This window comes from Paraburkholderia phymatum, assembly GCF_038900715.1.
GTDB classification, from domain to species: domain Bacteria; phylum Pseudomonadota; class Gammaproteobacteria; order Burkholderiales; family Burkholderiaceae; genus Paraburkholderia; species Paraburkholderia phymatum_A.
Genome location: NZ_JAYMRZ010000022.1, coordinates 135,065 through 147,487, shown reverse-complemented (window position 1 = coordinate 147,487; position 12,423 = coordinate 135,065). Strand labels below are relative to the sequence as shown.

11 protein-coding genes are annotated in these 12,423 nt (G+C 62.3%); 9 read left to right on the top strand and 2 right to left on the bottom strand.

The annotated features are described in order from the left end of the window. Nucleotides 1-176 precede the first annotated feature (176 nt). Entirely contained in the window at nucleotides 177-758 is a 582-nt protein-coding gene (locus VSR68_RS32310; RefSeq protein ID WP_342943674.1) for a hypothetical protein, read from the bottom strand. 223 nt (nucleotides 759-981) lie between these two features. After that, a complete protein-coding gene (locus VSR68_RS32305) occupies nucleotides 982-2,040 on the bottom strand; it encodes a sugar-transfer associated ATP-grasp domain-containing protein (protein ID WP_342943673.1) in 1,059 nt (352 codons plus the stop codon). A gap of 510 nt (nucleotides 2,041-2,550) precedes the next feature. On the opposite strand from VSR68_RS32305, the gene VSR68_RS32300 reads away from it, so the two are divergent. The 9 genes from VSR68_RS32300 to fba all read left to right on the top strand — a co-directional run bounded on the left by VSR68_RS32300 (nucleotide 2,551) and on the right by fba (nucleotide 12,346). Beyond that, entirely contained in the window at nucleotides 2,551-4,035 is a 1,485-nt protein-coding gene (locus tag VSR68_RS32300; RefSeq protein ID WP_342943672.1) for a form I ribulose bisphosphate carboxylase large subunit, read from the top strand. A gap of 14 nt (nucleotides 4,036-4,049) precedes the next feature. Then, entirely contained in the window at nucleotides 4,050-4,469 is a 420-nt protein-coding gene (locus VSR68_RS32295; RefSeq protein ID WP_342943671.1) for a ribulose bisphosphate carboxylase small subunit, read from the top strand. Between the two features lie 57 nt (nucleotides 4,470-4,526). Beyond that, the gene (cbbX, locus tag VSR68_RS32290) at nucleotides 4,527-5,405 is read left to right on the top strand and encodes a CbbX protein (RefSeq protein ID WP_342943670.1); all 879 of its coding nucleotides are present in this window, start codon (nucleotides 4,527-4,529) and stop codon (nucleotides 5,403-5,405) included. A 12-nt stretch (nucleotides 5,406-5,417) separates the two neighbouring features. After that, a complete protein-coding gene (locus tag VSR68_RS32285; RefSeq protein ID WP_342943669.1) occupies nucleotides 5,418-6,497 on the top strand; it encodes a class 1 fructose-bisphosphatase in 1,080 nt (359 codons plus the stop codon). Nucleotides 6,498-6,535: 38 nt separating this feature from the next. Further along, nucleotides 6,536-7,414, top strand: a complete 879-nt coding sequence (locus VSR68_RS32280) for a phosphoribulokinase (protein ID WP_342943668.1) — start codon at nucleotides 6,536-6,538, stop codon at nucleotides 7,412-7,414. Between the two features lie 36 nt (nucleotides 7,415-7,450). Further along, the gene (gene tkt / locus VSR68_RS32275) at nucleotides 7,451-9,499 is read left to right on the top strand and encodes a transketolase (protein WP_342943667.1); all 2,049 of its coding nucleotides are present in this window, start codon (nucleotides 7,451-7,453) and stop codon (nucleotides 9,497-9,499) included. After that, nucleotides 9,496-10,161 carry a phosphoglycolate phosphatase gene (gene gph / locus VSR68_RS32270; RefSeq protein ID WP_342943666.1) on the top strand — a complete coding sequence of 222 codons (666 nt, stop codon included), beginning with the start codon at nucleotides 9,496-9,498 and terminating at the stop codon, nucleotides 10,159-10,161. Before tkt ends, gph begins: the two co-directional genes overlap by 4 nt. A gap of 33 nt (nucleotides 10,162-10,194) precedes the next feature. Continuing rightward, a complete protein-coding gene (gene gap, locus VSR68_RS32265; protein ID WP_342943665.1) occupies nucleotides 10,195-11,211 on the top strand; it encodes a type I glyceraldehyde-3-phosphate dehydrogenase in 1,017 nt (338 codons plus the stop codon). Between the two features lie 88 nt (nucleotides 11,212-11,299). After that, nucleotides 11,300-12,346, top strand: coding sequence for a class II fructose-bisphosphate aldolase (gene fba, locus VSR68_RS32260; protein ID WP_342943664.1), 1,047 nt, complete (start codon nucleotides 11,300-11,302; stop codon nucleotides 12,344-12,346). Nucleotides 12,347-12,423: the final 77 nt, after the last annotated feature.

Genomic DNA, 12,423 nt, shown 5'->3' with positions numbered 1-12,423 from the left:
CAACCCGCGAATATCAGTGTGATCCACCGTCGAGATTTACTGCTACGTCGCTCTCAGGAAATTCACATGACGTCTACACGACAACCTGAAAACCGATCCCATTGACACGTGAAGTCATATCAGTCCGAAGACCGCTACAGAATGGCGCGAAACGCGACATCTGGCGCTGCCCTCGGCTACTTGCTCGCTCCGGGCGTGACGGATATCGCAACCGCTTCGGTGTGCACGACCTCAACCTGATCACCCACACGAATGTTCTTCAGTTGCTCGGGGTCCACGAGCACGTCCATTGGGCCCTTCGGCCCTCTAATCGTGACGTGATTGCGCGTTGCATCCACGGCAACGACATCGCCCACTACCGTAGTCTCGCGACTGATTATGCCGCCCGGTTTGGTCCCGGACGCGGCCGGCTGCAAGGTCTGCCGTTCGCTGGAAGAGCGCGGGCCGCTTGTTTTTTTCAGGCTCAGCGACCTCGCCTCCTGGTATTCGGTGGTGACTACATCGCCGACCTTCAGCTGATCGAAGTTGCGCACTTGCTCGCTCGCCGCGAGTTTTTCGACGCGGCCGTTCTTGTCCTTGAGCATGACAGTCCGCGTAGCGGGATCGATGGAGACAACCGTGGCGACTACCGTTGTCGTTCCTGTCACGGTGCTCTTGTCGGGTCCCTGCTTGATCTCCACAGATGGCTGTTGCTGGGCAAATACCGGGCAGCCCGTCATGGCGATAGCAGCCGCCACAAGTAAATACTGGATCTTCATTGCCGTGCTCCCTGGGATGGCGGTGTGTCGGCACCGCTCGATGCGAAAGTAGCTTTAGATCGAATCGGCTCTGATTCAACTCGACTTTCTCATATCCCGCCACGGCCTGCATAGGGACATGTCCTTGGCCTGATTCTGGATTCCGTTCGTCACCCGCTTCGTCCGTTCCGTCGACAGCGATGGACGCCGGCAGCGCATGCAGCCGCCAACCGCTTCGACCGCGTCAATGAGGGAATTGCAGGTGCTCCCATCCAAGGTCCGAGAAACACGGACCTTGAGTCGCTTCGCCGAATTTGATGTCGTTATGTTCGGCGTTCCATTCGAGTACTTTCACGTTTTCATCGGCGTCGACGGTCACGTCCCATCCGATGCAGCAGACGAAAGGCACTTTCGCGTGAAGCGCCAGCACCTTCGCGACGCATTCGGAGAATGCCGGAATCCTGACGCCGTCGAATTCTATTTTCGTGTCCGGATGCGCCCGTACATCCGTCCAGTCGCTCATAAAGCCGCGCGGGTCCAGTTCTCCCGTCAGCGCATTGATGGGTACGTTGACCTCGCTGCCCGTCTGTACGTGCGTTTCGCCGGCTCGGCCCAGACGCAGGAAGCACGCGCGAAGCGAGATCCCGCCTGCCGGCTCGACGACCGTCGTCAGCCGCAGCGTCGCGACGGGACCGCGCGTGAAAAGGTCGAATAGCTCGTGTTGCCTGATGAATGCCTGAAATACGCCATTTCCGCCTGACCGGATGGATTGCGGGTCGAACGACTGGCTATCGATGACATATACGCCTTTCCCTTGGCCCGATTGATCCAGTTTAAAAGCGATCTTGTCTGTTTCGCTAAAAAGCATATTGCGAAGATCCTGATCGGCTATGACCGCGTTTTCCATCGTATAGAAAAAGCCATTGGCGAAATATCCCAGGTCGGGAAATGCCTTGTCGCGGAATATCAGCTGTGATGCCGATTTCAACGTCGAAATCTTTCCGTACCAGCCTTTCGTGCGCGGTACGACGACCGCTCCATAATAATTGTCCGGTATCCAGCCTTCCTTGAATGAGCCGTTCACGGCGGCATAGACGCGCAACCACGGCGCGTAGATCGCGTCGCCGAAGACGTCGTGTGCATAGCTGTCGGTTTGCCTGACCAGAGCGGGGCTGATCTTCCCGTGCAGCTTTTCGATCGTTCGAAGGATCTCTCTGGCCTGGATCGCATGGTCCCGATGGAATTTATATTTCGCCAGTTTTTTCACTGACGTTTTAGCGAGCTGTTCGAAATCGACTGGCATTCAGCATGATCCGTCTTTATCGATAAGGAGAGGAAGCAGGCGGCTCGCATGTGCTAAGACATTAAAACGAATCCGATGGACATTCACACAAGCCAATCAAACCCACTCACACAAAAGATGCGCAGGGGCATCATGCATTCGACATGATCTAAAGGAAAGCTTAGTGATAAATCGTCGATAAAGAAAATTTAGTCCCTAATTGTTGTGGCTTTGACCGATATGGCGGAATTCAGTACGGCCGCCTTTCGATGTGACATCCGTTCGCAAAGGCGCTCGAACATGCGTATATCGGGGTTGCCCCCCCGCATGGCGGGCTGCCGACTCGACGTCCCGGCGGCTCGCGCGAAGTTTCAGGCGCCGCGCGACGGCCACGAATACACGAACCTGCCGAAGCATCGATGCCCTTCACTAAGCAACGCTTAATCGAGACCAAAGAAGAAATGAATTCCTAACGATTCCCTGGCCGCATAACCTTGTTTTCCATGAGGTCAGCCAACGAGGAGCGAGACGATGACCATTCCCGTGGAAAGCAGCGTGATCACCGATGCCAGGCAGCGTTATGCGGCGGGTGTGCTCAAGTACAGGCAGATGGGGTACTGGCAGCCGGATTATCAACCGAAGGATACGGACGTCATCGCACTGTTCCGCATCACGCCGCAGCCGGGCGTGGAGCCCGACGAGGCGGCGGCGGCCGTGGCGGGCGAATCGTCGACGGCGACATGGACGGTGGTCTGGACCGACCGGCTCACGGCCTGCGAGAAGTATCGCGCGAAGGCGTACCTCGTCGATCCCGTGCCGAACACCGGCCCGGGCACGCCGACCGAGCAGCAGTACTTCGCCTACATCGCCTACGAGCTCGACCTGTTCGAGGAAGGGTCGATCGCGAACCTGACTGCGTCGGTGATCGGCAACGTGTTCGGCTTCAAGCCGCTGAAGGCGCTGCGCCTCGAGGACATGCGCATTCCCGTCGCGTATGTGAAGACGTTCAAGGGGCCGCCGACGGGCATTGTCGTCGAGCGCGAACGCCTCGACAAATTCGGCCGCGCGCTGCTCGGCGCGACGATGAAGCCGAAGCTCGGTCTGTCCGGAAAGAACTATGGACGCGTCGTGTATGAAGCGCTAAAAGGCGGCCTCGACTTTTCGAAGGACGACGAGAACATCAATTCGCAGCCTTTCATGCACTGGCGAGACCGCTTTTTGTTCTGCATGGAAGCGGTCAAGCGCGCGGAAGCGTCGAGTGGCGAAATCAAGGGGCACTACCTGAACGTCACCGCCGCGACGATGGAGGACATGTACGAGCGCGCCGAATTCGCAAAGGAACTCGGCTCGTGCATCGTGATGGTCGATCTCGTCATCGGCTGGACCGCGATCCAGTCGATGTCGAACTGGGCGCGCAAGAACGACATGATCCTGCACATGCATCGTGCCGGCCACAGCACCTATACGCGGCAGAAGAATCATGGCGTGTCGTTTCGCGTGATCGCGAAGTGGCTGCGTCTCGCGGGTGTCGATCACGCGCACGCGGGCACGGCCGTCGGCAAGCTCGAAGGCGATCCGCACACGGTGCAGGGCTTCTACAACGTGTGCCGCGAATCGCGCAACGAAGTCGATCTGCAGCGCGGCCTGTTCTTCGAGCAGGACTGGGCCGCGCTGAAGAAGGTGATGCCCGTCGCGTCGGGCGGCATCCATGCGGGCCAGATGCATCAGCTGCTTGCGCTGTTCGGCGACGACGTCGTGCTGCAGTTCGGCGGCGGCACGATCGGCCATCCGATGGGCATCCAGGCCGGCGCGACCGCGAACCGCGTCGCGCTCGAAGCGATGACGAAGGCACGCAACGAAGGGCACGACATCGCGAACGAAGGACCACAGATTCTCGAAGCCGCTGCGCGCTGGTGCACGCCGCTCAAGCAGGCGCTCGACACGTGGCGCGACGTGACCTTCAACTACACGTCGACCGATACGCCCGACTTCGTGCCGACCGCAACGACATCATAAAGACGGAGAACGACATGCGACTCACTCAGGGAACGTTTTCTTTCTTGCCCGATTTGACCGACGACGAGATTCGCGGACAGATCGAATACGCGCTGCGCCAGGGATGGGCGTGCTCCGTCGAATTCACCGACGATCCGCATCCGCGCAATTCGTTCTGGGACATGTGGGGTCTGCCGATGTTCGACCTCAGGGACGCGGCGGGCGTGATGCTCGAAGTCGATGCGTGCCGCAAGGCGAAGCCGCGACACTACGTGAAGGTCAATGCATTCGATTCGACGCCCGGCTTCGAGACGATGCGGCTGTCGTTCATCGTGGCCCGCCCGGACGACGAGCCTGGCTTCTGCCTCGTGCGCGACGAAGGCGAGGCGCGCACGATCCGCTACCGGCTGCGTCCCTATGCGGACGACCGGCGGGAGGGCGAGCGCTACGAGTAGCGCGCGGCGCGACATGATCGCCGCATATGGTTCAACCCGTTGACGAGACTCGACGCCATGAGCACCGAAAACGCCATCGACCTGCAAGCGATAGTACGCGACGCGCAAATCCACGATGTGCTGGAACGGCTCGACCGCGAGCTGGTCGGGCTTGCGCCTGTCAAGACGCGCATCGGCGAGATTGCCGCGTTCCTCGTCGTCGAGCGCGCGCGCAAGGAGCTGGGCATGGCGACCGCTGCGCCGTCGCTGCATATGTGCTTCACGGGCAATCCCGGCACCGGCAAGACCACGGTGGCGATGCGCATGGCGGAAATCCTTCATCGCCTCGGCTATGTGCGCAAGGGGCACGTCGTGGCCGTCACGCGCGACGATCTCGTCGGCCAGTACATCGGCCACACGGCGCCGAAGACGAAGGAGGTGATCAAGCGGGCGATGGGCGGCGTGCTCTTCATCGACGAGGCGTATTACCTGTATCGCCCGGAGAACGAGCGCGATTACGGCCAGGAAGCGATCGAGATCCTGCTGCAGATCATGGAGAACCAGCGCGACGATCTGGTCGTGATTCTCGCGGGCTACAAGGACCGGATGGACACCTTCTTCAGGAGCAATCCGGGCATGACGTCGCGCATCGCGCATCACATCGACTTTCCCGACTATACGGACGAGGAGCTGTTCGAGATCGCGGAGCTGATGCTGCGCGACATGCACTACAGGCTCGACGCCGACGCGAAGCTCGCGCTGCGCCAATACATCGGGCGGCGCAAGAGCCAACCGAACTTCGCGAATGCGCGCTCGATTCGCAACGCACTCGATCGCGCTCGGCTGCGTCAGGCCAACCGCGTGTTCTCGTCGACGGGAACCGTGACGCGCGACGCGCTCGAGACGATCGTCGACGCCGATATTCGCGCAAGCCGCGTGTTCCGCAACACACCGTAGAAGGAGGCAGACATGCAGCACGGCCGAACGACGCTCTCGAAGTTCATCATCGAAGAGCACCGCCGCCATCCGGCGCAGGACGAGCAGCTGACGGCGCTCATCAACGACATCCAGACCGCGTGCAAGTACATCGGCACGCGTGTCGCGCGCGGCGCGCTCGACGGCGCGATCGGCGCTGCCGGCGCGAAGAACGTGCAGGGCGAGACACAGCAGAAGCTCGACGTGATTTCGAACGAGATCATGCTGTCGTGCTGCGAGTGGGGCGGGCAGCTCGCGGGGATGGTCTCCGAGGAACTGGAGCACGCGTATGAGATTCCCGCCGAGTATCCGCGCGGACGCTATCTGTTGCTGTTCGACCCGCTCGACGGCTCGTCGAATATCGACGTCAATCTGACCGTCGGCACGATCTTCTCGGTGCTCGAAGCGCCGCCGGGCATCACCGATCCGCGTGTCGAGGATTTCTTGCAGCCGGGCAGCAAGCAGGTCTGCGCGGGTTATGCGCTGTTCGGTCCCGCCGACATGATCGTGCTGACGCTCGGCCGCGGCGTGCACGGCTTCACGCTCGATCCGCAGATCGGCGCATACATCCTGACCCATCCCGATCTGCACATCGGCGAGGACACGCAAGAGTTCGCGATCAACGCGTCGAACAGACGTTTCTGGGAGCCGCCCGTGCAGCGCTACATCGACGAGTGCGTGAAGGGCCAGGCCGGTCCCCGGCAGAAGGACTTCAACATGCGCTGGATTGCGTCGCTCGTCGCGGAGGTGCACCGCATCCTGATGCGCGGCGGCGTGTTCATGTACCCGAAGGACTACAAGGACCCGGCGAAGCCCGGGCGCTTGCGGCTGCTCTACGAAGCCAACCCGATGGCGATGATCGTCGAGCAGGCGGGCGGGCGCGCATCGACGGGACGCGGACGCATTCTCGACGTGATGCCTGAGGCGCTGCATCAGCGCGTGCCCGTGATCCTCGGCTCGCGGCGAGAAGTCGAGCGGCTCGAGCGTTATCACGTCGAGTTCGACAGCGGCACCGACGAGCGCTTCGAGTCGCCGCTGTTCAACACGCGCTCGCTGTTCCGCGCAACGCAGTGACGCGTTGACCTCCACGACAACGAACACGAGGAAGAGACATGTCGACTAAACATCCGATCGTCGCGATAACGGGTTCGTCGGGTGCGGGCACGACGACGATTACGCGTTCGTTTCAGCACATCTTCCGGCGCGAGAAGGTCAAGGCGGCGATCATCGAAGGCGATTCGTTCCATGCGTTCGATCGTCAGCAGATGCGGCAGAAGCTGAAAGAAGCCGAAGAAACGGGCGATCAGCACTTCAGCCATTTCGGGCCGGAGGGCAATCTGTTCGAAGAACTCGAGCAGTTGTTCTCCACTTACGGCTCGACGGGCACGGGCAAGTGCCGCAAGTATCTGCACGACGAAGCCGAAGGCGCCGAGCACGGCCAGCCGCCTGGCACGTTCACCGCGTGGGCCGACGTCGCGGAAGACACCGACCTGCTGTTCTACGAAGGACTGCATGGCGCGGTCGTCACGAATCGCGTCAACGTCGCGCAGCATGCGGACCTGCTCGTCGGCGTGGTGCCGATCATCAACCTCGAATGGATTCAGAAGCTGCATCGCGACAAGAACATGCGCGGTTATTCGCAAGAGGCTGTCGTCGATACGATCCTGCGCCGGATGCCTGACTATGTGAGCTACATCTGCCCGCAGTTCTCGCGCACGCATGTGAATTTCCAGCGCGTGCCCGTCGTCGACACATCAAATCCGTTCACGTCGCGCGACATTCCATCGCTCGACGAAAGCATGCTCGTGATCCGTTTCGCCAATCCTAAAGGTATCGACTTTCCGTATCTGCTGTCGATGCTGCACGACTCGTACATGTCGCGTCCCAACACGATCGTGTGTCCGGGCGGCAAGATGGGTCTCGCGATCCAGCTGATCTTCACGCCGATGATCCTGCGCCTGATGGGCAACCGCGAGCAGGCAACGATGTGAAGGCGCGTGCCGATGTCATGAAGGAGGACTTCCGCAATGAATCAAATCGCTCACACGAGTCTGGAGACGGCGGCGCCGCAGAGCCGGCGCCGTCTCGCGAACGCGCTTCGCTTTCTCGCGATCGATGCCGTGGAGGCCGCGAAATCGGGCCATCCGGGCATGCCGATGGGCATGGCCGACATCGCCGAAGTGCTGTGGCGCGATCATCTGCGGCACAGTCCCGCCGATCCGTCGTGGCCCGATCGCGACCGCTTCGTGTTGTCGAACGGTCATGGCTCGATGCTGCTTTACGCGGCGCTGCATTTGACGGGCTACGATCTGCCGCTCGACGAGCTGAAGCGCTTCCGGCAACTGCACGCGAAAACGCCCGGGCATCCTGAAGTCGGCGTCACGCCCGGTGTCGAGACGACGACGGGCCCGCTCGGGCAGGGACTCGCGAACGGCGTCGGCATGGCGTTCGCGGAGAAGCTGCTCGCCGCGCGTTTCAACCGGCCGGGGTTTCCCATCGTCGATCACCACACGTATGTGTTTCTCGGCGATGGCTGCCTGATGGAAGGGGTCAGCCACGAGGCCGGTTCGCTCGCGGGCACGCTCGGGCTCGGCAAGCTGATCTGCTTCTATGACGACAACGGCATCTCCATCGACGGTCACGTGAGCAACTGGTTTACCGACGATACGGCGGCGCGCTTTCGCGCATACGGCTGGAACGTGATCGGACCGATAGACGGCCACGACGCGCTCGCCGTCGATGCGGCGATACGTAACGCGCACGACAATGCGAAAGCGAACGGCGCGCGGCCGAGCCTGATCGTGTGCCGCACGACGATCGGCTGGGGCTCGCCGAACAAGGCGGATACGCACGACGTGCACGGCGCGCCGCTCGGCGCGGATGAAATCGAAGCGACACGGCGCGCGCTCGACTGGGATCATCCGCCGTTCGAAATCCCCGACGACGTTCGCGCGAACTGGAGCCAGCGCGAGCGCGGCGCGGCACGCGTGCGCGAGTGGAGCGCGCTGCTCGAAGCGTATCGCGTCGAATATCCGGACGCGGCTGCGGAGTTCGAGCGCAGGATGCGCGGCGAACTGTCAGCGGACTGGCCGCGCATCGCGCAGCAGCTTGTCGAGGTCGCGCGCGGTGTCACTGGGCCGACCGCGACGCGCAAGTCGTCGCAGATCGCGCTCGACGTGCTGGTGCCCGAACTGCCCGAGCTGTTCGGCGGCTCTGCGGATCTGACGGGCTCGAACCTGACGGCCGTCAAGGCGTCGCGGAGATTCGTGCCGGGGCAGGCGATCGATCCGCACGCGAACTACCTGTCATACGGCGTGCGCGAGTTCGGGATGATGGCGATCATGAACGGGATGACGCTGCACGGCGGCTTCATTCCATACGGCGGCACGTTCCTCGTGTTCTCCGACTACGCACGCAACGCGATACGGATGAGCGCGTTGATGAAGCAGCGTGTCATTCATGTGCTGACGCACGATTCGATCGGCCTTGGTGAAGACGGTCCGACGCATCAGCCGATCGAGCATCTCGCGAGTTTGCGTCTGATTCCTGGCCTCGACGTATGGCGTCCATGCGATACCGTCGAGACCGCGATCGCGTGGCAGATGGCGATCGAGCGCGCGAACGGCCCGACGTCGCTCGTCGCGTCGCGTCAGAACCTGCCGCAAGCGACGCGCGACGACACACAGATCGCGCTCGTGCGCAGAGGCGGCTACGTGCTGAGCGAAGCAGCGGGCGGCTCGCCCGACGTGGTGATCGTCGCGACGGGATCGGAAGTCGCGCTCGCGCTTGCAGCACAACGCCAGCTCGACGAACAGGGCGTGCGCGCGCGCGTCGTGTCGATGCCGTCGACATCCGTGTTCGACCGGCAGGATGCCTCGTATCGCGCGCAAGTGTTGCCGCCGGACGTGCGCCGTGTCGCGGTCGAAGCCGCGCACAGCGACTTCTGGCACAAATACGTCGGACCCGATGGGCGCGTGATCGGCCTTGCGTCGTTCGGCGAATCGGCGCCGGCGGGCGAGTTGTATGCGCACTTCGGCGTGACGGTCGAACGCGTCGTCGAGGCATGCGTGCGATGAAAACGCGGCTCGTCACGTTCGACCTCGACGGAACGCTGATCGACACGGCGCCGGAGCTTGCGATGGCCGTCAACCGTGTACTCGACGGATACGGCTATCCGTCTGTCACGCTCGATACCGTCATCGGTCACATCGGCAACGGCACGCGCGTGTTGATGCAGAAGGTGCTGATAGGGCTCGGCGTCGAAGCGGATATCGCGTTGGACGAGATCATGCCCGTGTTCGACGCGCACTACGACACGATCGCCGGCACCACTGCGCAGCCGTATCCGCGCGTGCGCGATGCGCTCGCGCGGCTGCGGTCCGCCGATATGCACATGGCCGTCGTCACGAACAAGGACTACCGCTTCGCGCAGCGGCTGTTGCAGCAAGCCGAGCTTGCCCCGTATTTCGACGTGGTGCTCGGCGGCGACAGCCTGCCGTACAAGAAGCCTCATCCGCTGCCGATCCGCTATTGCCTCGATCATCTGAAGGTGCCCGTGCGTGCGGCGGCGCATCTCGGCGATTCGCGTACCGACGTGCAGTCCGCGCGCCGCGCCGGTGTCGCGGCATGGGCCGTGCCCTACGGCTACAACCACGGAGAACCGATTGCAAATGCGCGACCGGACCGCGTATTCGCGACCATCGACGAGATGGCCGATCACGTCGTGTCGCCGCACTGAGCGATTCGACATGGACTCACGAAAGGAGATGACATGCCCATCAACGTGGCGATCAACGGTTATGGCCGCATCGGCCGCAACATCCTGCGTGCGCTGTACGAATCGAAGCGGACGGACGAAATCCGCATTGTCGCGATCAACGATCTCGGCGATGCGCGGATCAACGCGCATCTGACGCGCTTCGACACCGTGCATGGTCCGTTTGTCGGCACGGTCGACGTGGAAGAAGATGCATTGGTCGTGAACGGCGACCGTATCAAGGCGCTGTCCGTGCGCAATCCGGCGGAGTTGCCGTGGCGCACGCTCGATGTCGACGTCGTGCTCGAATGCACGGGTCTCTTCACGAGCAAGGAAAAGGCTTCCGCTCATCTTGCAGCGGGCGCGCGCAAGGTGACGATTTCCGCGCCGGGCGGCAAGGATGTCGACGCGACGATCGTCTACGGCGTCAACGACGGACTGCTGAGGCAGTCGTTCACGGTCATCTCGAACGCTTCGTGCACGACCAATTGCCTCGCGCCCCTCGTCAAGCCGTTGCATGCGGCGATCGGAATCGAGCACGGCTTGATGACGACGATCCATTCGTACACGAACGATCAGGTGTTGACGGATGTGTACCACACGGACCTGCGCCGCGCGCGTGCCGCCACGCAGTCGATGATTCCGACGAAGACGGGCGCGGCCGCCGCTGTCGGTCTGGTGATTCCCGAACTGAACGGGCGGCTCGACGGCTTCGCGATTCGCGTGCCGACGATCAACGTGTCGGTGGTAGATCTGACCTTCACGTCGATGCGTCCGACGAACGTCGACGAAGTCAACGCGATCGTCAAGGAGGCCGCGCAAGGCGAGCTGAAGGGCATCGTCGGCTACAACGACGCACCGCTGGTCTCCGTCGATTTCAATCACGACGCGCGTTCGTCGATCTTCGACGCGACGCAGACGCGCGTGTCAGGCGGCACGCTCGTCAAGGTGCTGAGCTGGTACGACAACGAGTGGGGCTTCAGCAACCGCATGCTGGACACCACGGTCGCGTGGATGAAGGCTGCGCAATGAATGCGCCGCTGCCGAACGATTCGTCGTCGAACACGCTTTCGCGCGTGAGCGACTCGCAAGCAATCGCGTCATCATCAGGAGACTTGACATGGCACTCATCTCGCTGCGCCAACTGCTTGACCATGCCGCCGAGCACGGCTACGGCGTGCCGGCTTTCAACGTCAACAACCTCGAACAGATTCAGGCGATCATGGAGGCCGCCGAGGACACCCAAAGCCCCGTGATCCTGCAAGCCTCCGCCGGCGCGCGGAAGTATGCGGGCGAGCCTTATCTGCGTCACATGGTGCTCGCCGCGACGGAATCGCATCCCGACATCCCCGTCGTGCTGCATCAGGATCATGGCGGCAGTCCGTCCGTGTGCCAGATGTCGATCCGTTCGGGTTTTTCGAGTGTGATGATGGACGGCTCGCTGGAAGAGGACATGAAAACGCCGTCGAGCTACGAGTACAACGTGCGCGTCACGCGTACCGTGTGCGAGATGGCGCATGCCGTCGGCGTGTCCGTCGAAGGCGAGCTGGGCTGTCTCGGTTCGCTCGAGACGGGCGACGCGGGCGAGGAGGATGGCGTCGGTGCGCAGGGCAAGCTGTCACACGACATGCTGCTGACGGACCCCGAACAGGCGCGCGATTTCGTCGAGCGCACGGGTGTCGATGCGTTGGCGATCGCGATCGGCACGTCGCACGGCGCATACAAGTTCACCCGCAAGCCGAGCGGCGACATTCTCGCAATCGACCGCATCGCGCAGATTCACGCGCAGATTCCGGACACGCATCTGGTGATGCACGGATCGTCTTCGGTGCCGCAGGAATGGCTGGAGATCATCCGCAAGTTCGGCGGCGAGATCAAGGAGACGTACGGCGTGCCCGTCGAGGAGATTCAGCGCGGGATTCGCAGCGGCGTGCGCAAGGTCAACATCGACACCGACATCCGCCTCGCGATGACAGGGGCGATGCGGCAGGTGTTCGCGGAGCAGCCGTCGGAATTCGATCCGCGCAAGGCATTCGCGGCTGCCAGAAAAGCCGCGCGCGGCATGTGCGCCGCGCGCTTCGAAGCGTTTGGCTGCGCGGGGCAGGCGCCGCGGATCAAGCCGGTTCCGCTCGAGCAGATGGCCGAGCGTTATGCGGTGACGGCCTGACGTCAAAAAGCATTCGATTGAAGCGAAGCGTGCGCCCGCCCGCTGCATTCGCAGCGGGGAAGGGCGCACTCATTGAA

Bases quoted from the DNA above. Each gene is read 5' to 3' on its own strand.
- VSR68_RS32310 (WP_342943674.1), bottom strand. From the start codon at position 758: ATGAAGATCCAGTATTTACTTGTGGCGGCTGCTATCGCCATGACGGGC.
- VSR68_RS32305 (WP_342943673.1), bottom strand. From the start codon at position 2,040: ATGCCAGTCGATTTCGAACAGCTCGCTAAAACGTCAGTGAAAAAACTG.
- VSR68_RS32300 (WP_342943672.1), top strand. From the start codon at position 2,551: ATGACCATTCCCGTGGAAAGCAGCGTGATCACCGATGCCAGGCAGCGT.
- VSR68_RS32295 (WP_342943671.1), top strand. From the start codon at position 4,050: ATGCGACTCACTCAGGGAACGTTTTCTTTCTTGCCCGATTTGACCGAC.
- cbbX (WP_342943670.1), top strand. From the start codon at position 4,527: ATGAGCACCGAAAACGCCATCGACCTGCAAGCGATAGTACGCGACGCG.
- VSR68_RS32285 (WP_342943669.1), top strand. From the start codon at position 5,418: ATGCAGCACGGCCGAACGACGCTCTCGAAGTTCATCATCGAAGAGCAC.
- VSR68_RS32280 (WP_342943668.1), top strand. From the start codon at position 6,536: ATGTCGACTAAACATCCGATCGTCGCGATAACGGGTTCGTCGGGTGCG.
- tkt (WP_342943667.1), top strand. From the start codon at position 7,451: ATGAATCAAATCGCTCACACGAGTCTGGAGACGGCGGCGCCGCAGAGC.
- gph (WP_342943666.1), top strand. From the start codon at position 9,496: ATGAAAACGCGGCTCGTCACGTTCGACCTCGACGGAACGCTGATCGAC.
- gap (WP_342943665.1), top strand. From the start codon at position 10,195: ATGCCCATCAACGTGGCGATCAACGGTTATGGCCGCATCGGCCGCAAC.
- fba (WP_342943664.1), top strand. From the start codon at position 11,300: ATGGCACTCATCTCGCTGCGCCAACTGCTTGACCATGCCGCCGAGCAC.